The 20592-nt window shown below is 43.0% G+C and carries 21 protein-coding genes; 10 read left to right on the top strand and 11 right to left on the bottom strand.

The window, feature by feature from the left end; all coding sequences use genetic code 11:
* Positions 1-252 precede the first annotated feature (252 nt).
* The 3 genes from Q1B03_RS12385 (at position 253) to Q1B03_RS12375 (ending at position 2113) form a co-directional block, all read left to right on the top strand.
* Entirely contained in the window at positions 253-903 is a 651-nt protein-coding gene (locus Q1B03_RS12385; RefSeq protein WP_299741552.1) for a B12-binding domain-containing protein, read from the top strand.
* A 119-nt stretch (positions 904-1022) separates the two neighbouring features.
* On the top strand, positions 1023-1520 hold the full coding sequence (locus tag Q1B03_RS12380; RefSeq protein ID WP_299741550.1) for a hypothetical protein: 498 nt from the start codon (positions 1023-1025) through the stop codon (positions 1518-1520).
* A 35-nt stretch (positions 1521-1555) separates the two neighbouring features.
* Positions 1556-2113 carry a carbonic anhydrase gene (locus Q1B03_RS12375; protein WP_299741549.1) on the top strand — a complete coding sequence of 186 codons (558 nt, stop codon included), beginning with the start codon at positions 1556-1558 and terminating at the stop codon, positions 2111-2113.
* Between the two features lie 148 nt (positions 2114-2261).
* Here the strand turns inward: Q1B03_RS12375 and Q1B03_RS12370 are convergent, their stop codons facing one another.
* Positions 2262-2981, bottom strand: coding sequence for a 5-formyltetrahydrofolate cyclo-ligase (locus Q1B03_RS12370; RefSeq protein ID WP_299741547.1), 720 nt, complete (start codon positions 2979-2981; stop codon positions 2262-2264).
* 281 nt (positions 2982-3262) lie between these two features.
* On the opposite strand from Q1B03_RS12370, the gene Q1B03_RS12365 reads away from it, so the two are divergent.
* Positions 3263-3706: a GNAT family N-acetyltransferase gene (locus Q1B03_RS12365; protein WP_299741545.1), complete on the top strand. Its 444-nt coding sequence runs from the start codon at positions 3263-3265 to the stop codon at positions 3704-3706.
* An 84-nt stretch (positions 3707-3790) separates the two neighbouring features.
* Here the strand turns inward: Q1B03_RS12365 and Q1B03_RS12360 are convergent, their stop codons facing one another.
* A complete protein-coding gene (locus Q1B03_RS12360; protein ID WP_299741543.1) occupies positions 3791-4888 on the bottom strand; it encodes an acyltransferase in 1098 nt (365 codons plus the stop codon).
* Between the two features lie 356 nt (positions 4889-5244).
* Positions 5245-5562: a phospholipase gene (locus Q1B03_RS12355; protein WP_299741541.1), complete on the bottom strand. Its 318-nt coding sequence runs from the start codon at positions 5560-5562 to the stop codon at positions 5245-5247.
* Between the two features lie 170 nt (positions 5563-5732).
* On the opposite strand from Q1B03_RS12355, the gene Q1B03_RS12350 reads away from it, so the two are divergent.
* Positions 5733-6236: a peroxiredoxin family protein gene (locus Q1B03_RS12350; protein ID WP_299741539.1), complete on the top strand. Its 504-nt coding sequence runs from the start codon at positions 5733-5735 to the stop codon at positions 6234-6236.
* 26 nt (positions 6237-6262) lie between these two features.
* Here Q1B03_RS12350 and Q1B03_RS12345 read toward each other — a convergent pair whose 3' ends face one another.
* A complete protein-coding gene (locus Q1B03_RS12345; RefSeq protein WP_299741537.1) occupies positions 6263-7195 on the bottom strand; it encodes a phosphotransferase in 933 nt (310 codons plus the stop codon).
* A gap of 110 nt (positions 7196-7305) precedes the next feature.
* On the opposite strand from Q1B03_RS12345, the gene Q1B03_RS12340 reads away from it, so the two are divergent.
* Both Q1B03_RS12340 and aldA read left to right on the top strand, forming a co-directional pair.
* Positions 7306-8328 (top strand): NADP-dependent oxidoreductase, encoded by a 1023-nt coding sequence (locus Q1B03_RS12340; protein ID WP_299742641.1) that lies wholly within the window; start codon positions 7306-7308, stop codon positions 8326-8328.
* Positions 8329-8595: 267 nt separating this feature from the next.
* Positions 8596-10044, top strand: coding sequence for an aldehyde dehydrogenase (aldA, locus tag Q1B03_RS12335; RefSeq protein WP_299741535.1), 1449 nt, complete (start codon positions 8596-8598; stop codon positions 10042-10044).
* Between the two features lie 239 nt (positions 10045-10283).
* Here the strand turns inward: aldA and Q1B03_RS12330 are convergent, their stop codons facing one another.
* Complete coding sequence (locus Q1B03_RS12330; protein WP_299741533.1) at positions 10284-10517, bottom strand: hypothetical protein; 234 nt, start codon at positions 10515-10517, stop codon at positions 10284-10286.
* 164 nt (positions 10518-10681) lie between these two features.
* Positions 10682-11098 (bottom strand): GNAT family N-acetyltransferase, encoded by a 417-nt coding sequence (locus Q1B03_RS12325; RefSeq protein ID WP_299741532.1) that lies wholly within the window; start codon positions 11096-11098, stop codon positions 10682-10684.
* A gap of 134 nt (positions 11099-11232) precedes the next feature.
* On the opposite strand from Q1B03_RS12325, the gene Q1B03_RS12320 reads away from it, so the two are divergent.
* Complete coding sequence (locus Q1B03_RS12320) at positions 11233-12033, top strand: VLRF1 family aeRF1-type release factor (RefSeq protein WP_299741530.1); 801 nt, start codon at positions 11233-11235, stop codon at positions 12031-12033.
* A gap of 267 nt (positions 12034-12300) precedes the next feature.
* Positions 12301-12588, top strand: coding sequence for a hypothetical protein (locus Q1B03_RS12315; RefSeq protein ID WP_044339178.1), 288 nt, complete (start codon positions 12301-12303; stop codon positions 12586-12588).
* 495 nt (positions 12589-13083) lie between these two features.
* Here the strand turns inward: Q1B03_RS12315 and Q1B03_RS12310 are convergent, their stop codons facing one another.
* Positions 13084-15045, bottom strand: coding sequence for a phospholipase D-like domain-containing protein (locus Q1B03_RS12310; protein WP_299741526.1), 1962 nt, complete (start codon positions 15043-15045; stop codon positions 13084-13086).
* A 303-nt stretch (positions 15046-15348) separates the two neighbouring features.
* Complete coding sequence (locus Q1B03_RS12305; RefSeq protein ID WP_299741524.1) at positions 15349-16152, bottom strand: RDD family protein; 804 nt, start codon at positions 16150-16152, stop codon at positions 15349-15351.
* A 105-nt stretch (positions 16153-16257) separates the two neighbouring features.
* Here Q1B03_RS12305 and Q1B03_RS12300 point away from each other — a divergent pair, with 105 nt between their 5' ends.
* On the top strand, positions 16258-17217 hold the full coding sequence (locus Q1B03_RS12300) for a stage II sporulation protein M (protein ID WP_299741523.1): 960 nt from the start codon (positions 16258-16260) through the stop codon (positions 17215-17217).
* Here Q1B03_RS12300 and Q1B03_RS12295 read toward each other — a convergent pair.
* The 3 genes from Q1B03_RS12295 to Q1B03_RS12285 are packed head-to-tail and all read right to left on the bottom strand — an operon-like array spanning position 17209 to position 20574.
* Positions 17209-18567, bottom strand: a complete 1359-nt coding sequence (locus tag Q1B03_RS12295; protein ID WP_299741521.1) for a DUF58 domain-containing protein — start codon at positions 18565-18567, stop codon at positions 17209-17211. The two genes, Q1B03_RS12300 and Q1B03_RS12295, sit on opposite strands and share 9 nt — an antisense overlap.
* Entirely contained in the window at positions 18518-19447 is a 930-nt protein-coding gene (locus Q1B03_RS12290) for a MoxR family ATPase (RefSeq protein ID WP_299741519.1), read from the bottom strand. The genes Q1B03_RS12295 and Q1B03_RS12290 overlap by 50 nt, the downstream gene beginning before the upstream one ends.
* Positions 19444-20574 (bottom strand): DUF4350 domain-containing protein, encoded by a 1131-nt coding sequence (locus Q1B03_RS12285; RefSeq protein ID WP_299741518.1) that lies wholly within the window; start codon positions 20572-20574, stop codon positions 19444-19446. Before Q1B03_RS12285 ends, Q1B03_RS12290 begins: the two co-directional genes overlap by 4 nt.
* Positions 20575-20592: the final 18 nt, after the last annotated feature.

Raw genomic sequence — 20592 nt, 5'->3', positions numbered from 1 at the left:
TATATCCTGTTACGCTTAAAGGATAACATGTTTAAGAAAACCACATGTTTGATTCATAGAACCATAGTTTTTTATAGAGGGTTAATGCTATGAACCTCTCTCAGGTACTTGAGCGATTATTAGTGATACAGAGGTTATATTAAATAAGAATATAGGGAAAGTCAATCCAATTATAGATTGAAATTTGTAGCAGGAATTTCAATTCTATCTATTGAATATAGTAATTGGTATTTTTGCTGGGAGTGATCATAAATGAATCAGCTGGTCAAGGCTTTCACCAAGTCTATTCTCGCAGGAGACGTGCATTCATTAATGGAATTACATTCGTCTTCTATTCACTCAAAAATAGATAATTTTACTTTTTACGAGAAAATCATAAAACCATCTATGTATAGAATTGGTGATCTTTGGGAGAAGAATCAAATTACCGTTGCAGATGAGCATCTGGCTACTGCAACTCTTAAATATTTACTTGCTACCGTATTTACCCATCAAGAAGCTTTAGAAAACCACCCTAAAGCTCTTTTATTTTGTATAGAGGGTGAACATCACAGTCTGGGGTTGGAGCTTGCTAACGAAGTATTCAAAGAAAAGCAATGGAATACTCGTTACTTAGGAGCCAATGTCCCTGTCAAAGATGCATTGACCTTCATTAATGCTTGGAAACCTCATGCCATTGGAATATCCATCGGTATGACAACGGAACTAACTCGATTGAAAGAGTGCATCGAAGAGATTAGAGAGCATAATCAAGAAGTTGAAATTCTAGTTGGGGGCCGATTGATTTCAAACTATACCCTCGATTTTCTGGAGAAACCACAGGTAGAAAGCTTTAATGACTTGTTAGAGCTCAATGCGTATCTGACAGATATGTCTGAACAGCTTGTCTTCCAGAAAGGCTAGCTCCTTAATCCTAAATAGCCAAACATAATAAGGTTCACTGAATGTTATCCCACATGAAACCTTCTCTGTAGCGAGGAACGGGCAATGACGTCCATTAACCTGCCCAAAGGAGTGATCATGTGGAAAACCTGCATTTATGCCCGATTCCTTATTTACTATTGGATAGGCAATTTAATTTAATTGATGCTTCCAATACAGGGTACGACCTTTTAAAGCCCGGGGAAAACTTCATGTCTATTATAGAAGAAGAAAGTTCCCCAAAGTTCGCTCGGATTATTCATAAAAATCCCTTCGGTGAAATTGAATTGAACCTGAAGAAAAACAGCACATTTGAACTGTTCGATATTTTTTATCAGTTTTCAGATATGCAGCAATATTTCCATGTAGCGGTCATTTCAAAAGATGATCAGTATAAGAAAGTGTCAGATCAAATGAATGGCTTATTTGACCTCATGGGTAAATCCACGTATCCACGAAAAGAACCGAATTTGACAGAAGTATTGGCTAAAGTATCTTCTCTTTATTTGAAGCTTTCAAATACTTCTGATTGGAATCGACAAGAAATTATGGATAAAATAAAAGAGATAGAAAATCACCTTCAACAAAATGTGAAGTGATAAAAATAATTTTATAGGAGATTGGAGAAGACGACATGACATTATTAACGAACATACTTGATTACAACCAACAGTTTGTACAAGAACAATCGTACGAAGAGTACAGAACAACCAAGTTTCCAGACAAACGCTTAGTCATTCTTACTTGTATGGATACCCGTCTAGTGGAGCTTCTGCCTAAATCCATGAACATGAAAAATGGCGACGTGAAAATCGTTAAAAACGCCGGTGCGGTAGTGAGTCACCCATTCGGTAGTATCATGCGCAGCCTCCTCGTTGCGGTGTATGAGCTTCAAGCCGACGAAGTACTCGTAATCGGTCACCATGACTGCGGCATGAGCGCCATTGACAGCCACAAAATCCTGGACAAAATGAAGGACCGTGGGATTCCAGAAGAAACACTCGACACCGTCAACTACTCCGGCATCGACCTCCACGACTGGCTGAAAGGCTTCAGCTCAGTACAGGAAAGCGTCGCCCACAGCGTCGACATGATCAAAAACCATCCATTGATGGATAAAAAGATTCCTGTCCACGGACTTGTCATCAGTCCTGAAACAGGGAAACTTGATTTGGTAGTAGAAGGATACTAAGAAAAGCAGAAGGGCTTTGCCCAGAGGCGACAAGCATTACCCAAAAATCCCTGAAGGCGAATTTGCCTTCAGGGATTTTTTTAGAGGGACGGACCTCCAATTTTTACAAAAGCCCGTCCCTATAGCATTCTTGCCAATTGATTATAATTTAAAGTGCGCCTCCAGAGAAATTCTTCAACTCCTTCAGAATTGGCATCTTCTCCATTTCGTCTTCGGTTACGTGGTCCCATTCGATGCCGTGTGGTTTTGGGTATGGAGTACGGGTTTCTGTAATGCCTTCTTCGGTGATGATCCAGTCGACGGCCAGGTCATAGGAATCTCTTGGGATGTCGTCACCTACAAGCTGCTCACTGTTAATGGTGGTGATGACCGGCACTGGTTTGTTTCCGATTTCACGCAGGATGGCATATTCACGATCGGCATATCCCTCTCCTTTTCCAAGCCTTCTCCCATCACGATGAATCGCAACGGAACCTACGACGATTAGGTCAATGGGAGGTATGTCCGTGAGCGGCACGACTTGACCGTAAGAGTTCATATGCTTGATACTCGCTGCCTTTTTCTCTTCTCCCCGGGGCACCCATTCAGGCTTAATCATGACAAATCCGTCCTTCAAGCGCGGTGTTGGAATGAGCAAGGTTTTCCCGTCTTTCAACACAGTTGCCCGAAGTGGAAGCTGCGGTGCATCTGGGTTTACTTTTACCACTTGAGCATCCTTGTAAATATCCATACTCTGAACAAACTCGGCTGCCTTTTCTGCCCCTTTGAAATTCGGAATCCGGCCAACTAACGGAAATGGAAACCGGCCTAATTTATTTTCCGTCAACCGATTCCATACTTTATGCCTGATTTCATCTTTCTCAATCATTCTTTTGCTTTCCCCCTTTTTTTCAAATCGATAGAACTAAAACTTTTTCGTTATCATTATACAAAATACTTTTAAAACAGGCGCAATACACTATCTTTATCCATTCCCGGGCTTGCATTATCCACCTTGAATGCAACATTTTCCGTCTCTTTAACCTCTTTTTCAGATCTTACCTATTATTCTTCTCGAGAACAGACCTTTTCCTCCCCCACATCATTCTCATCATCACAAGCATGTTCTCTCCCCACTCTCATAAAATAATGTATATAGGGAGGGATTGGATGAAGGTAGCTCGGGCACGACTTTCAGACTTAGAAGGAATTGTGGACCTTTTTAATTCTTATCGTATGTTTTATCATCAAGTGACGGATAGGTCTGCAGCAAAACGGTATCTTGAAGAACGATTATCACGGGATGAATCTGTCATTTTTGTTGCGGTCGAAAAAGAAAGTTATGTAGGCTTCACACAGTTGTACCCTTCTTTCTCCTCTATTTACATGGAGCGGATTTGGAAACTGAACGACCTCTATGTTTCTCAAGAAGCACGAAATCAAGGGGCCGGACAGATGTTATTAGACGCTGCCAAAGAGCACGCTGAGCAAACCAATGCAAAGTCGCTTATTTTGGAAACCGACCGGGACAATGTTCATGCCCAGGCATTGTATGAAAAGAATGGTTATATAAAGGAAGAGACCGTGTATCACTACACTCTTCCCTTGAAGTGAAAAGGTTGCCGGAGTTCAATCGACTTGGCTCAATTTATAGGTTCACACAAAAAAAGAACCGGGCGTTCAACCCGGTTCTTTCGTCTATGCTGTAGCTTCTTTTGATGAGACATTCCTTACACTTTCTTTGTTTGGTGTTTTTTTGATTTTTGGTACTGGAATGAAATAACTGCTAAATGGAACCTGCTGGATAAGTCGGATCAATCCTACACAAATTACTAACACGGCGACAAATGTTACTGGCAAATACATCATATTCCACGTAGAAGCAGGTAAATAAATTTTCATCAAGTGAAGAACAAAGGGGTGAATCAGGTATATCCCCATAGAATACTTTCCTAATAACGTCAGAGGCTTTTTCAAAACACTCCAATGAGAAAGTAAAGGATACATTCCAATTGTAGCAATGCTTAATAGAGGTATATTTAATAAATTACTTGCTCTTCTGTTGGTCAGATCTCCATTGAGTGTATACTCTACGATTGCTCCTGCTGTTATGAGTAATGATAAGGCTAACATCATCCAAGGAAAGTCTGTTGCAAAATCTCTAATATCCTCCCAGAAGAAGGCCAATAGTCCACCGAATGAGAAATAGAAAATCCATAACGGCATAAATGATTTACTTGCCATAAAGTTTCCGATAAATCCTTCAATTCCAGGGTCAAACCCGATCATTTTATAACTGATAAAAAATGAGATGACGGTTAATATAATCAATCCCATTTTCGTTCTGAATACTTTTTGCAGAATAGGAAAGATAAAATAAAATTGAACGATAATAGCAATAAAATAGAGATGATAGAAGTGACCGCCTGTAAAGATCTTCACAAGTTCTGTCTTTATTGCTCCAATCTGTTGATTATCAAAATAATAGAGCAAGAAACGATAGACCAAGCTCCATAGTATCAATGGCATAATGATTTTTGATATTCTGGAAGTGACAAATTTATTAAAGGAATACGTGTTTCTTTTTACTTGATAGAATAATAGAAAACCGGCAATCACAACAAATATAGGCGTTCCAAAACGACCTACTTGATTTAAGAAGTATGAAAACCAATTAAACGTATTATCATTCATGGAGTAATAAGTAGCTGATACGTGAACTCCTAAAACAGCTAAACAAGCAAATGCTCTTAAAAAATGTATTTCAAAGAGGTATTTTTTCTTTTTTGTTGACACAGTCTCTCCCCTTTCTTGCTGACAATAACATAGGTAATTGTAATAGAATCAGGCATGAAAATCCCTGTACAAATTTAAAAGGCAACTTTGGTTCTAATTTCGTTTGGAATACTTTCATACCACAATACCTTCAAGGAATCCTTTGTAATCAGGGTTAAATCTATTTAAATTAAAATAGTTGTGCATTATCATTTACTAAAATAAGAACAATGTCTTATAGGGTACACTAGCCATTTTTCAACAAATAACGACAAATTTCAACATCAACTTACTTGAAGAAGAGGAAATAACTGGATTATATACACTTCTAACTCCAAATAAAATAAAACCGCTTGATCACTCAAAGCGGTTAATACCTAAATCCACGACCCCCGACACCGATTCCTCCCACACCGATCCCCCTGACACGTAACCCTTGTCTGGAGCTTCATATATTGATAAAGAAGAAAGGCATGCCTTCCTTTTTGAGTCTCAGGATTGATTTCGTTCTTAAGTCTTCTCATGAACATCCGATCACACCGGCAACTTGGACCGTATTGCTCATAGCATAGATCATGGGCTTTACATGCTGCGTCAACTGAATTGATGGGGGCACCGGGGCCGCTGCATCCCGGTCCGCACCATTTGTATCCTGGGAACACACACAGATTCGGACCTGTCTTATTTCTTCTCATACCCTTCGTCCTTTCTACTCACTTTACACATTCATACGTTTTGTTTCTTGCATGAAGGGAAATACACTTCATGTAAGCAAAATATATTACTTTATTGTATGTTCATGATTTGGTTAGGTTTGTCCTAACGCCTATCTGACTAGAAAGAAAACAAATAGGAGGAATGAATAATGGCAACTTTTCAATTAAATGATACGGTACCAAATTTCACGCTCCCGGCAGTTTCAGGTGAGACGTTCTCGTTCGAGGACCATCAAAAAGAACATCAAAGCTGGCATCTTATCGTTTTCTTCAGGGGCTCATGGTGCCCGGTATGTCAGGAAGAGTTAAGAGAACTTCAAGCAAACAAAGAGGATTTTGAAAAACATAATGTTCACATACTTGCGATTTCCAGTGATAAACTGGAGGACTTACAAGAGTTTGCGAACAAAGAGGATTTAACATTTCCGGTTTTAGCCGACGAAAAACTAGAGGCTATCAAAGCTTATGATGTGTTCTATCACGATGAGGATGCCCCTTATGAGGATCACGGACAGCATGGTGAACCGGCTTACTTCCTTGTGAACGAAAAAGGACAAACCATGTACCAGCAAAGACAAACGAGCCCCTTTGGCCGTCCACACGCGAATGAACTGAGAAAAATCGTGAAGTATATTCAAAAGAACGTTAAATGATATCTGAAGAGGGACGGACCTTGATGCTACTCATCAAGGTCCGTCCCTCTTCTTAATGCACGTTCTAAACTTTTCTGCGCTTCTGCAACTGTATGAGGCTGCTCTTCATGATAGCCATAAAGAAGCAGAACAACGTTTGTGCAGATGGCTTTGAACCGGGCATATTCCAACTCAACTTCCTCTACCTCGCCATATTCTTTAAAAAACAACTCCCGTCCCGCGGGATTGAGATAACTGTACGCGAGGTTAAGATCAATGGCTCGATGGCCAATATGAACGTCACCCCAATCCAGAATCCCTGATAAGATTCCATTCTCATTCACAACCATATTTTTAAAATGAAGGTCGCCATGAACCAGTGTGGTTTCTGATGGTAATGGCTTTATTGGTACGTATTTAAGATAGTCTTTTAACTTTCCAGCCTGGAAAAAAAGGTTTAGTTCTATGATTTCCTGAATGTTTTTCTCCAAAGCAGGGATTCGTTTTTCAACATCTAAACGATTCAATTCATCATAAGGTACTCCCCGTTTCAAGGCCTCTGAAACATCCGTCAGATGAAGTTTCTTTAGAAACCATGCCAACTTAAGGGCTGACTCCCCTTCTCTAACTACCCCACTTGCTCGGGATGGAATCGTTCCTTCGACATACCGGTAGCCTAGAAAAGGCCATTTGTATTGAGGGGAAGACTCTCCAAAAAAGGTCGGAACCGGAATTCGGAGTCCGAGATTCTTTGCATCGAGCAGCGGTAAGAGCTTTCCTTCTGTTTCTAAAAGCTTCACGGCGATTTCCCGTCGTGGAAATCGAAAGACCCAACTACTGTTTACATTCATGACCGTGTTATCGAATCCATAGTCAATGATGTCAATTTTTGCTGGATGAAGTTCCGGGAATTGATTCTCGATTAATGCTTTTGCCTGTTCAATGGTGACAGCGACCTCCGCATCCCAACTATTCGCCACATTCACCCCACCTTTCTCAAGTGTTATTCTTTGTAGAACCTAAACTCCATGTGATAAGTTTCAAGTAATCGGAAAATATATTCTAGCTTAAATTACGGGGAGGAATCATGATGTTACCTGAAAAGCAGCAACAAATTCAATTAGTCGCCCGTCCTGAAGGAATGCCTGTTAAAGAGGATTTCAACTTCAAAGAGATTGAAGTTCCTAAACCATCCGAAGGTCAAGTATTAGTCAAGACTCTTTATCTTTCCGTGGATCCTTATATGCGGGGCAGAATGTCTGATGCCAAGTCGTATGTAGAACCATTCCAATTGAACGAAGCGTTGGCTGGCGGAGCCGTTGGAGAAGTCGTTGAGTCAGAATCCGGACACTTCCAAAAAGGAGATTTCGTTGTAGGAATGCTGCCATGGCAGGAGTATTCCCTTGCAGACGAAAAGCAGATCCGCTCAATCGATCCTGAAGTCGCTCCTATTTCTACTCACCTTAGTATACTGGGAATGACTGGATTGACCGCTTATTTCGGACTCCTTGACATCGGTCAACCGAAAGAAGGCGAAACCGTGGTTGTATCCGGTGCTGCAGGTGCAGTCGGCTCTGTAGTTGGACAAATCGCCAAAATCAAAGGAGCCCGTGTCGTCGGGATTGCAGGTTCGGATGAAAAAGTAAGCTATCTGACAGATACGCTTGGATTCGACGAAGGAATCAACTACAAAACAACGGACAACATCTATACTGCGTTAAAAGAAGCTTGTCCAAACGGCATCGATGTGTATTTCGAAAACGTTGGTGGTGAAATTGGTGACGCTGCCCTTAGTTTACTAAATAAGCATGCACGCGTACCAGTATGCGGAGCGATTTCTTCTTATAACAAAACGGATCGTGATCTGGGACCCCGCGTACAAACCAGATTAATCAAATCAAGCGCACTCATGAAAGGCTTTGTCGTCAACGACTACAATGACCGCTTCAAAGAAGGGGCAACAGAACTCGGCCAATGGCTTTCCCAAGGAAAACTCCAATACGAAGAAACCATCACAGAAGGCTTAGAAAACGTAACCGACGCCTTCCTCGGACTCTTCCAAGGCAAAAACATCGGCAAACAACTCGTCAAAATCGCAGAATCAAGCAAGTAGCCCTTCTGAGGGACGGACCTCCATTTTTACTCAAATCCTATTAAATCAGCGTTTCGATTGAAGGATTGAGTGGATGAGGTCCGTCCCTCTAATCATTTTATCTCCAAAACCGAACCCACAAACTCACTTAGCCCCCTTTGTATTCAGATTTCAGAGGTTAATATATGAGTGATTGAGGTCCCTCGCACATCCCCATGTTTATCCCTCCCCATTGAACGGGAAAAGGAGGAGATATGATAAGAAAGAGTTCTACAAGGAGGAGTAATCGTGAAGAAGTATCAGATGTATATTAATGGTGAGTTTGTGGATAGTACGTCGAAGGATACGCTGGACGTGATCAATCCTGCGAATGAGGAGACGATTTCTTCCATTCAGATGGGGACGGAAGAGGATGTGAATCACGCGATTGATGCTGCTCATTCTGCTTTTCTTTCGTGGGAGAAGGTCCCTTCCAAGGAGCGTGCTTCCTATTTATATAAAATAGCCGATAAGCTGGAGGAACGGAAAGACCAATTTGTTCAAATGCTGACAGAAGAAAACGGGAAAACGTTGGATGCCTCTGAGGGTGAGCTCGATTTAGCCATCGAGTATTTCCGGTACATGGCGGGTTGGGCGTTAAGATATGAAGGTGAAATCCTTGAAAGTGAGCGCTCGAATGAAAACATCCTTGTTTACAAAAAACCGATCGGTGTCGTAGCAGGAATCGTACCGTGGAACTTTCCGATGTTCATCCTCGCCAGGAAAGTTGCCCCTGCGATTGTGACAGGTTGTACGATTGTAATGAAACCAAGTCAATACACGCCAAATACCGCATGTGAGTTTGCTAAGATCATAGACGAAGTCGGATTGCCAAAAGGAGTCTTCAACCTGGTAACGGGTAAAGGGTCCGATATCGGAAACCCAATGTCCAGCCATCCTAAAGTACGCATGGTATCCATGACGGGAAGCTACCCGGCTGGTTCAAAAGTGATGGAGGCCGCATCGAAGTCCATTACAAAAGTAAACCTGGAGCTTGGGGGGAAGGCACCTGCCATCGTCACCAAGCATGCAAATATTGATCTTGCCGTTGAAAAGATCAAAACGTCGAGAATCACCAACTCCGGGCAGGCATGCACGAACGCAGAACGAGTGTATGTCCACGAGGATATAGCAGAGGAATTCATAAGCAAAATGACCGAAGCGATGAAAAATACGACTGTCGGAGATCCGACAAACCGGGATAACGACATCGGACCTCTTGTGAATAAAGATCGACTTGACACCGTAACTGAAATGGTTAATACAGCCGTTGAAAAAGGAGCAAAAATCCTTACCGGCGGGAAACCGCTCAATATGGATAAAGGTTTCTACTACGAGCCTACCATTCTCGTAGATGTAAAACAGGATATGGAGATTATTCAGGAAGAGATCTTTGGACCGGTCCTTCCAATTATGACATACAAGGATTTTGATGAAGTCATCGAGCTTGCCAACGATACTGAATATGGTCTTTCTTCATCCATCTTCAGTGAAAATCTTCATGAGATCATGAGAGCCTCCAATGAACTTCGATACGGCGAAACCTTTGTCAATCGGGAAAATTTCGAAGCCATCAATGGTTTCCACGCTGGTCGAGGTCAATCCGGAATCGGCGGAGCAGATGGAAAACACGGCCTTAACGAATACCTGGAAACTCATGTTGTTTATCTTGAGTATGATGAAAATTATAAAGGATAACAACTAAAAGAAAAGCCTGCCCGCTTTATTCCTAAAAGCGGGCAGGCTATTTCAATGGAGAGTTTCGCCCAACAAAAAAAGCCCTGCTAAGCAGACAGGACTTTTCCGATCACAACAATATGATTAGGCTAGGATAAAGAAATTTGCTAAAGCGAGTAATAATAGAATAATGGCAACTCCGGAACTCATCCAAAGAATATCGTTAAAATCCATTTTCAAATCGGCTAATTTGTCCTTGTTTAGCAACGAACTTCACTCCCTTGAAGATTTTCAATAAATCCGATGACTTTAAAAATTGAAAGGTCCAATTTAGGATCTGTAGATGTTGAACAATGTGAGCACTCGATTTGGTTGACATTCATCGATGAACGGAATTCATTCTCACAATGTGTGCACTCCAGAATATGTAAATCCTTTTTCTTACCCTTTCGATCAAATTGAATACGCTCTCTACCCTGGTTAATATAGCTCACTTTATTCTCTCCCGTCGTGTGTTATTTAGTACATATTTACCCGATGGAAAGAACATAAAACATGATTTATCTGATTTCTTTAAGAAAATGGCTTAAAAAGCATATTGGAGATTTTATAGAAGGAACCTACAATCGAAAAAAAAGCAACCAGTCCCGGCTGGTTGCTACAATCGTTTCTCCATAAAATACTGACTTTGGCCCTTAGGAAAATCTTTAAGGACACCAAATTCCTTATACCCTAATTTTTGATAAAAATGAGGGGCCTGAAAGCTGAATGTATCTAATATAACGAGATGGCATCCCTTCTCCCTGGCGTGCTCTTCTATCCTGTGAATCAGTTTGGAGCCGTACCCTCCATGCCGATAGTCATCTGCCACCCACAGATAATCAATATGGAGATGATGCCAGAACATTTCTCCGACCACTCCGCCAACGATTTCATCTTCATCGTTTCTCATAACAAAACTGATTTGCTCCAGGGGTGTCTTTGTCTGCTCATCTACTTGTGACATATTGTATTCGATTAATTTCTTACGTATGTAATCGCTATCTTCCTGGACCCACTGCTTCTCTATATTCATTTGTTCTCCTCCCTTATCCCCTCCTATTTTTTCCTATAAAATCCCTTTCGTCAATTCCTTTTTTTACAAAATGATGTTTAAGAGGGGTCTCTACCGTTTATATGAAAAGTAAGCATTTTATAAGGAGGAATTACATGCCTTTCAAAAAAACACTGAGCGTACTGGAAAACTTGTACTTACAAAAACCTGATAAATTATTGACTGTATACTTGAATACGGACCGCAGCGATCCCGATCAACAGGGAGGCGAATGGAAAATCGCCCTCAAAAACGGATTCAACCGCCTGGAAGAATACCTTGAAAGTGCTCCCGAGGAAAAAGAAAGGCTTCAATCGATCCGTCCGAAAGTAGAAAACTATGTATATAGTTTAGAACGTGAACTGCCAAGAAGCTTTATCATCTTCGCCTCAGCAGATAGCGGTATTTGGGAAACCTTCGAACTTCAAGTACCCGTTGAAACGAATTTCTATTGGGAGGAGAACCCTCATCTGGATCAATTAAAATCCCTGCATAAAGATTATCCTTACACAGGACTCGTGCTTCTTCAGCAAAATCAAATCAAAATCCTCACCTCTGCCTTTGGAGAGATTCAGTCCAGCGAATTAATGGAGTTCGATTTAGAAACAGATGATTGGCGAAAGCATGAAGGTCCTCACCACGCAGACGTCAGCATGGGAAGCGGCGGCGGAAAAGCCAATCAGCAGGAAGAATTCGAAAATCGCCTCAAGGCCAACCAACAACGCTGGTGGAAAAGCCTCGGCAGCATCCTGGACAAAAAGGCCGCCGATGAAAAATGGGAACGAATCGTCCTCGTCGGGGATAAAGAAGAAGCCGCTGTATTGGAAGATAGCATGAATAAAGAGGTTCACGAAACAATCGGTAAAAACTTGCTGAATGAGAATGAACATAAGGTTATAGAGAAACTTCTGGCATAATCGTAGAGCCCACCTTCTTAGAATGAGAAGGCGGGCTCTATTGGTTAGAGAACAAGTTATGTGAGAGTTGCTTTCCGCTGGGTATTTCGAACTGCCATTTCCGGGGTTTCCATGCCATATTTTTCATTATATATGCCATTCTATATACATAGACAAATTCAGCCCAATGCCCTCCTCCACCAATCTTCCCCTCCCCCAAAAACAATTCCCTCAAACAGGCACACGCCCCCCATTCATTCATACACTGAAATAAGGAGGTGTGTGTCCGTGCTTTCACGAATTAAATGGTTGTCCTTTTCAATCGAATTGTTTTTAGCGGTTCCTATCTTTGGCAATATTGCTGGAGATGCTATCCCTTTTCTCCTGTGTTTAGTGGCTCTGTGGCATGCGAGCGTGTTGTATATCTCAAGATCAGAAGATCAGCCGATCCTTGGAAGTGCCCTTGGTATCCTTGCTTCCTTCTTAAACTTCTTCCCGGTCATCCGATTGATTGCCCATGCGATCACTGCAATTGTACTTATTTTTGAAATTCAGAAGGCTCCCGGGATGGAGTAAACAAGAAATGGCACCAATTAAAGAGTCTGGGACAAAACTAAAGTGCCACGATGTAAAGAAAAAAATAGAAGTGTAGGCTCTTAATACCGCAATGATTTCCGTGCAAGACTACGCTTTCCGCGGGTAGCCCGTGAGCCTCCTCGGCAAGCCTGCGGGGAAGAAAAGCGGAGGGGCTTTGTATAGAGGCGGGTGGCATAAGGCGAAGCGGCCACGAAGGTGTTCTTTGCCTTCTTGGACGGTTTGACTTATGACATGTGCCTCTAAGTCCCGGAGCGGACGGGTCTCACATAAGCTACTTTTCCCGCGGGAGTCTTCGTCTTGCACTCCAATCAACCGCTGGAAACAGCTAAAATCAAATGTATCGAAATAAATAATAAACCCGAACAAATCCACCTTCCAGGAAGCAGATTTGTTCGGGTTTTACTTAGACTAAAACACTTATGTCCCAGCCTCTTTTTTCAATCTGTGCCTAATTTAAGGAACTGTTCATTCAACTTACTGCACAACCCCACCAGCATTCACATACCTAGCGTTAAACTCCTGCAGGAATTGATTCGTGATGGCATCGTCATGGATAATGAGCATGTTTTCATCATTCACATTATTGCCGTTTTCACTCCAGTTGGTCGACCCTACGATGACGGTCGGATCACTGTTTGTGTCGGCATCGATGAGCATGGTTTTGGCATGAAGCTTGCGGCTTTCATTTGCCTTGAACACGGGTGCCGGGTTTGCCCAGCGCGTGTTAGGATTGTTGGTGCTCGTTTGCGTTGCCGTTCTACCTGTCATTTCAATGCTTGCCGACCACCACTGATTCCAGAAGCTGGAATCGAATAGACCTTTCACGTCAAAGCCGGTCAACGTTCCCTGGTTATCCATATAGCTTCCTTCCCACTTATTCTTCAATTCGTCCACAAGGGCTTGGTCGCTCCATGCGAAAATGGTGAAATATGCGTTTTCATCTGCTTCTGTTTTTACAAGTTCTGTCATACGTCCAACGGCATCGTCACCTGAAGAAAAGTACACTTCCACCGTATCTCCGCCGATCGTCAACGTATGAGGTGTATTATCGACTTTTCTTGTGCTAAAGTTGGATGCTGTATTATTTGGAGTCGTGGATCCACTTCCCCACATTTCTTCAAATTCCGTTTTATAGATGGAGGCAAGTTCAGGAGAGTGAACCTCGACGACATGCTGCTGGTTTCCGTCGAGGATCCCCTGGTTCATGTTTTCCTCAGAACCATATAAGCCTGTTACGGTGAAATTCCAACTTCCTGTGAAGACCCACTTTCCATCTACCACGGCAAATTTATTATGCATTTGATTCCCAGGAGAATAATAGTTGTCCGTTCCTTTCAATTCTCCTTCTACAAACATATAGCCCGTTGTCACCGTGCTGCCAACCGCCACGTTTCGCTCTGGGAAATCACTGAAGCTTGCAGGTAAATCATAAGCTGCCCGCTTCACGGTATCTTCGACTACAAACATAGGGGAATCTGATAAGATATGAGCGTCATCCGCTGATCCCACTACTCCATCCTGACCTCGGACAAGCTTTTCCAAGTATAGACGCATGGTTTCATAGCGTTCAGCGTAATGAGGATCCGATCCATCCTTGGCATCAGCCAGGATTCGAACGTCCACACCTTGTGCTGCTTTTGCCATCAGCGTATCGACCACTCTGGGCAAATTGATTTCATAAGTGGCAAAGTCAATTGACGTGGTTGCTTCATTCAAACGTTCAATGAGACGATCTTCTAGGTTCACGTTGTAGTTTGCTTCGTTGCCCGGCATTGCGTATTGAGTGGAGGCGCTTTTGTTGAAATAAACGTTGATGGCTCCAAGTTCCTCGCTTACATTCGTGAGGGATTCGCTGCCATTACTGCTTGGAGCCGGTGAGTTAGCTGCTTTAGGAGTACCAAATCCACCTTCATAGGAAGCCGTTGCTGTGCTCCAGTTGGCCGGATCCGTACCGCTGATAGAACGGTCGTTTCGTTCCATCGTGGCTTTCGTGGTGTTGTCACCAGCGTACCAGCTGTTCACTTCATCGATGATGGAGCCGGAGGTATCTTTCAAATACAGAACTTCATTGGAATTCCCAAGGCTTCCTGTATAGATTTGATCCGCTACGACATTTGAAATCGTTCCATCACTCGTTCTTTCCAAAAGAAAATAGTCGTTTGGCGATACTGTACCGCTTAACCCGATACTCGGTGATCCATCCTGGGCTTCAAGCACCCATCCATCTATGGATAGATCTGATGAGGTTGTATTGTGCAATTCAATCCATTCATTGTTATAGGATCCCGTTGTCCCCATCCAGGCCACTTCATTGATGACAGCAGACCCGGGTGCGGCCGCCATACTCTTGTCCATATATTCCTGAGGCTGGATGAAACCTCCAGTAAGTAAAAACAATATACTGACAATTGATAAAGATATCTTTTTCGTCCTCATACCCTTTCCCCTTTCAATGCAAATAACAAATATATTTATATGATTACAGTACAAGTATATTTTGTCGCATTTTGTAATGTAATGGGGTAATGGACACTATTTTTCTAATTATTTTGTAAATTACGTTTAGTGATTGTAAACCTCTATCACCATTATCCTACTATATTTACTTAATTTTCTATGTCATTATCTAATTTCTTGAAAGATTGCTTTAATAGCCACAAGGAATCTTTATCAGGTATAAAGTCCTTGTCATCTGACAAATAAAAAAACAGCAAAGCCCTCTCCAGACTCTGCTGCTTTCTACCATTCAAATTCCCACTCTTCGCTTAATGCCAGGTATAAAAGGAGAAGGGTATCCTCAAGCTCCTCATAGGTTTTATCCTGTATTTCTAATCCCAGTTTCGGATAGAGGATCAGAGCAAGCTTTTTGGTTAATTGGTTTCGTTCTGAAAGGGGGAGCTGAACGAATCGGTTACTGTACGTTTTAATCAGATTCCATTCTTTCGCACCGAGCTGCTTTAATTCCCACTCTTCCACCGTTAAATCCTCTTTCCTCAAGCCGCGTCGGCGGATTTCCTTCACGATGGCTTTTTCTTTTCGTTTCCCTTTGACGCGTCGCTCATGAACAACGATGGTTCCGGCTACAAGATCCCCCACCCTCTTATGTTTAGAATGAAGGAAGATCATGACCATACCTATGAAATAGGAAACAGGAAGCATATCGATGATTCTTAATAGATTGCGAATAAAACAGGATAAGAGAGTAACACTGTGTCCGTTTTCCTGCATCACCCGGATTCCCAATAATCGCTTCCCTACCGTCTTTCCACCCCAGAAGAATTCTAAAGCAAAGAAATACCCCCAGTTGAGAAAGAAGATGGCGATGATGGCGATCCCCCACAGTGTCGAGTTGATTTCCAACATACTAAATATGCCATTATTCCCCGACGTCACAAAAAACAGGAGCACAAGGATCAGGATGTTTACGATTGTTAACAGCAGCTGATCAATCATCAGGGCTGCAGCCCTGCTCCCTAAACCTGCAGGCTGAAATTGCAGGGAAACATATTCGGGGGTTCTAATATCGACTTGTTCTTCATGCATTACAATCCCCTCCCTTATGGATGAATTTACCTTTAATGGTTTCTATTTTTTTCTTAACTTACTATAATAAGAGATAAGAAATCAACAGAACAAGTAGGTGTCAAAATGAACGTGAAGCAATTCGTTAAACAGCACCGGGACGACTGGAAGCAGTTAGAAGATCTCCTCGGGACTCTTCGCAAGAGGAAGAACACAACGGGTCCTGCCATTGATCAATTCAACCGTCTTTATCAAAAGGCTGCCCAGAATTTATCGTACAGTCAGACCTATTTTCCCGGTGAAGAAGTAACCGATTATTTGAACGGCCTCGTATCAAAGTCTCACAATCTATTATATAAAGACCAAATCTCAAGTGGAAAACAAATTAGACATTTTTTCTCCACTACCTTTATCGGATTACTGCTTGAACAGTGGAAGTTCGTTGTAACGGCGATGCTTTTATTTACGATCGGTGCACTCGGTGCCTTCATTTCTGTCGTGAATGACCCTCTTCATCTTTATTCCATTTTACCCCCTGAGATGTCTCAAGGGGTGGATCCCTCTAATCTGGGGAAAAGTGACGGACAGGTGGATTCTTCACTTATGTCGGCTGCCATTATGACCAATAACATCAAAGTCGCCTTCCTTGCCTTTGCCGGCGGGGTGACATTTGGTCTTTTGACTGTCTATATGCTTGTGTACAATGGAATCATTGTAGGTGCCCTGGCCGCTGTCTTCTGGCACCAGGGTATGAGCTATGAATTCTGGGCTTACATCGTCCCCCATGGAATGATCGAGCTTACAGCCATCTTCATTGCAGGCGGTGCGGGACTCTTAATGGGCTATAAGCTCTTTGTACCTGGACGATTCACACGAGGCTACCAATTAAAGCAGCAAGCGAAACGATCCGTCCAGCTGCTCCTCGGAACGGTACCCCTGTTTGTGATCGCCGGGATCATCGAAGGATTCATAACGCCTGCTGCCATACCGCTACTCGCAAAATATATGGTTGCCTTTTTAACGGTTATCGGTCTGATTCTCTATATGACGATCGGAAGGCTTCGGCTAAAGGCAAGCCTACAGTAACCCTCGATTCATCATATCAATATAGTACGAAACAGCCGTAGCGGCCAGTTTCTCTTCACGGGCCTCCACCATCAGGAGGCCCTGTTTTTCCCACTTGGCTTTCTCCCTTTTCTTCACGAGCATCTGCTTCTGGGCCATACTCTTCATCATCGCCTGCTCTGAATCAACAGGCTCTGTCTTGATCCTCTTGACCAACGTTTCGTCTTCTATCCCAATCGTTAAAAAGAGATGCTGTTTCCGCAGGCGCTGTAAATAAAACAGGGCACTGTCTTCATGAAGAAATGTGTGTACATCACTAAATAATAACAGCAGACTTCTTTTCTTTTGAACCGTCTGTACATAATGAAGAACTGCTGCATAATTGGATTCGGCTGCGTCTACCTTCAAATTATAAATGCGGTGAAGGATCGTTTGCAGATGCGCCATCCCTTTTGCCGGAGGGATATATACCTTAACACCTTTACTGAAAGCAAGGACAGACACATAGTCCCCGTTTTGAAGGGCTGCTGCCGTCACGGTCAGGGCCGCCTCCAGGGATTTTTCCAACCGGTTTGCTTTTTTCATTTCTGCTCCCATCATTCTTCCGCAATCGATGAGAATCGTGATGTACTTCCCATGCTCAGGTTCATATTCATTGGTCATCACTTCACGAAGCTTAGCGGTTTGACGCCAGTTAATCTTTCTGGGATCGTCCCCGAGTACATAATTTCTAATCTTGGAGAATTCTCCGGCACCGCTTTGCTGCTTACGGATCTTTACCCCTTCATACAGTAAGAATTGCTGTGCACTCTCCAATACTTTCTTCGTTTCAGTGAGATCCGGAATGACTTTCACCCCATCCTGGAGCTCCATTGTTTTTTGTTTTTCCCATAACCCGAGGGAGCTTCGATAGCGAAGATACAGCTTCGTCAGGTTATAGTCTCCTCTTACCGGTGTCACCACATCATAGGTAAGGGTCCCGGCTGAATCCTGTTCAAGCTTCCCTTCTAAGGGAAAGGATGTTTGAAAGCTTTGAGGGGTACCATCCAGGATCCGAAACTCCATTTCACGGTTAGATCTGTTTATGATTTCCAGATCGACGAGATAATCAAGTCCCCTTTCCATTTGATCAGGGATACTGCGCTTGATGTCTACTTCCTTTTTGGGTGGCGATAGGGTCAGGTCAATGAGACTCACGACGATAAATAAGCCGTTCATTATAAAAATCATCGTCCATGATAGTCCAATAAACGTTCCTGCCAGAAGGATACCGGAAAATAGAAGGTACGAGATCAATAACTTCGCAGTCGGCAATATTCCCTTATCTTGGAACAGGAATCGACCCAACAAGCTCTTGGATGACTTGGTCAATGGTCACTCCCTCCAATTCTACATGCGGGGATAGTTGTATGCGGTGTCTTAGGGCCGGTCTTGCGACGATCTTGATATCATCCGGTGTGACATAATCACGCCCTGACAGATAGGCCCACGCACGTCCAGCTTTCCCAATCGAAATCGCTGCCCTTGTACTTGCCCCGAAGCGGATCGACTCCGTTTCACGGGTCTTTCTCACAATCTGCATAATATAATCCAGCACCGCGTCACTAAGTGTGACCTCGTCGATTTCCCTTCTGATGGAAAGGAAGGTTTCAATGTCTAGAACCGCTCCCACTTCACTTGAATCATAATGATTCTCAATCACTTGTTTTAAAACGCTTTTCTCTTCCTCAAAGGAAGGAAAGTCAATGTCGAGCTTAAAGAGGAATCGATCCTGCTGTGCTTCAGGCAGTGGGTAGGTTCCTTCAAATTCAATCGGATTCTGGGTGGCCACCACAAAAAATACCTCTTCAAGTGGATACGTTGATCCTTGAATCGTCACCTGCTTTTCTTCCATGGCTTCAAGCAGGGCCGCTTGGGTTTTGGCCGGTGTCCGGTTGATTTCATCGGCTAATAATACATTCGTGAAAATCGGCCCTTTGATCGTCTGGAAGCTGCTATCCTTCATGTTGTAAATCGTACTTCCCGTGATATCGCTCGGTAACAGATCCGGTGTGAATTGAATCCGGTTAAAGCTTCCCCCGAGCAACCTGGAAAGAGTCTTCACCATCTGGGTTTTCCCAGTGCCGGGTACTCCTTCAATCAGCACATGCCCTCCTGCTAGGATGGAAGATAACAAGAGTTTGAGATTCGTGCTCTGTCCTACTATACGCTCTTCATATTTCTCCATTAAGGATGTGATTTCTGGTTTCAACGATCCTCCACCTCTTTCCTGAATAGTTCAATCTTTTTCGACCACAGTACGTATTCCTGTTTACTGATGCGCTCTTTTTCTAATACAACCCTTATTCCTGATAAAAACGAATCGATTTCTTTTTTAGAAACGGTGGTTAATTTTCTTTCCAACGTCCCGTTCAATTCCGACCATTCCTTGCTTGTCGGGATCCCCCACCGTTCTTGGAACAGAACTCTGACATACTCGGCTTGAATCACTAAGGATTCTTTGTATTGGCGCCCTTTTAAGTACCAGGCTGAAAGCGCCTTGATTCGCTCATCACTGAATCGGACCGTCTCTTCTCTTGGAACAAGAATACTTCCAAACCGCTTGCCCCGCATCCAGAGCCATAGGATGGTGAAGATCAGTAATTGAAGTAAAATAAGCAGCAGCCACTGGGGATAAAGTGAAGCCAGGGTCGCCTGACTCTCCCCTCCGTGAAGATATTCATCGATGAGGATCGTTTTCCGGGCAGCGAGACCGCTTTCTAATAGACTGAGAATCAGCGGTAGATGATCCCTATCAAGGATATTCCCGTTCATCACCCAGCCCGGTGAAGTAGAGACAATCAATTGACCCTTACCCATAGGAGAGCTGTAGGCAATCGTCCCCTCCCGATCATCTAATAAGATGGTATCTTCATCCGTCGTTTCCAGTCTTATGTCCGATAAAATATCCGTTTGATATGTATTCCCTTTTCCATCACGTATAAGAGGATTATCGAGCCCTTCCCCTAATAGGACCGTCTTTGCGCCAAACATTCCTTTTGGATTATCTTTTAATAATAGTATGGTATTGCCTGCCCTCATGAAACTCTCGTAAGCTTCCATTTCTTCTTGCTCAGGGATTGAAAAAGGTTCTACCATAATCAGTAATTGATCAGATTCAGTTGCAGGCAGCCCATCTGGTGAAAAAGACCACCGTTGTATAGACGCACCTTCGTTTTCCAAATAGGTATAGAGGGCTTTGATTCCTGACGGGGATGGAGACTCGGAAACATAAGCTGGATACTCCTTAGGCTTTTCAGGAGAAAGAAATACACCGATGATGATAAATAAGCTTAAAAGTGTGGTGAGCCAGACCCACGCCTTTCTATTTGTTTTCAATGCTCGTTCCTACCTCCT

The organism is uncultured Rossellomorea sp. (assembly GCF_947488365.1).
Classification (GTDB): Bacteria; Bacillota; Bacilli; order Bacillales; family Bacillaceae_B; genus Rossellomorea.
The sequence above is the reverse complement of the archived record's forward strand: the minus strand, read 5'-3'. Positions and strand labels throughout refer to the sequence as shown.

Coding starts and splice junctions, on each gene's coding strand:
- Q1B03_RS12385 (WP_299741552.1), top strand. CDS start 253: ATGAATCAGCTGGTCAAGGCTTTCACCAAGTCTATTCTCGCAGGAGAC.
- Q1B03_RS12375 (WP_299741549.1), top strand. CDS start 1,556: ATGACATTATTAACGAACATACTTGATTACAACCAACAGTTTGTACAA.
- Q1B03_RS12370 (WP_299741547.1), bottom strand. CDS start 2,981: ATGATTGAGAAAGATGAAATCAGGCATAAAGTATGGAATCGGTTGACG.
- Q1B03_RS12365 (WP_299741545.1), top strand. CDS start 3,263: ATGAAGGTAGCTCGGGCACGACTTTCAGACTTAGAAGGAATTGTGGAC.
- Q1B03_RS12355 (WP_299741541.1), bottom strand. CDS start 5,562: ATGAGAAGAAATAAGACAGGTCCGAATCTGTGTGTGTTCCCAGGATAC.
- Q1B03_RS12350 (WP_299741539.1), top strand. CDS start 5,733: ATGGCAACTTTTCAATTAAATGATACGGTACCAAATTTCACGCTCCCG.
- Q1B03_RS12340 (WP_299742641.1), top strand. CDS start 7,306: ATGTTACCTGAAAAGCAGCAACAAATTCAATTAGTCGCCCGTCCTGAA.
- Q1B03_RS12325 (WP_299741532.1), bottom strand. CDS start 11,098: ATGAATATAGAGAAGCAGTGGGTCCAGGAAGATAGCGATTACATACGT.
- Q1B03_RS12320 (WP_299741530.1), top strand. CDS start 11,233: ATGCCTTTCAAAAAAACACTGAGCGTACTGGAAAACTTGTACTTACAA.
- Q1B03_RS12310 (WP_299741526.1), bottom strand. CDS start 15,045: ATGAGGACGAAAAAGATATCTTTATCAATTGTCAGTATATTGTTTTTA.
- Q1B03_RS12305 (WP_299741524.1), bottom strand. CDS start 16,152: ATGCATGAAGAACAAGTCGATATTAGAACCCCCGAATATGTTTCCCTG.
- Q1B03_RS12300 (WP_299741523.1), top strand. CDS start 16,258: ATGAACGTGAAGCAATTCGTTAAACAGCACCGGGACGACTGGAAGCAG.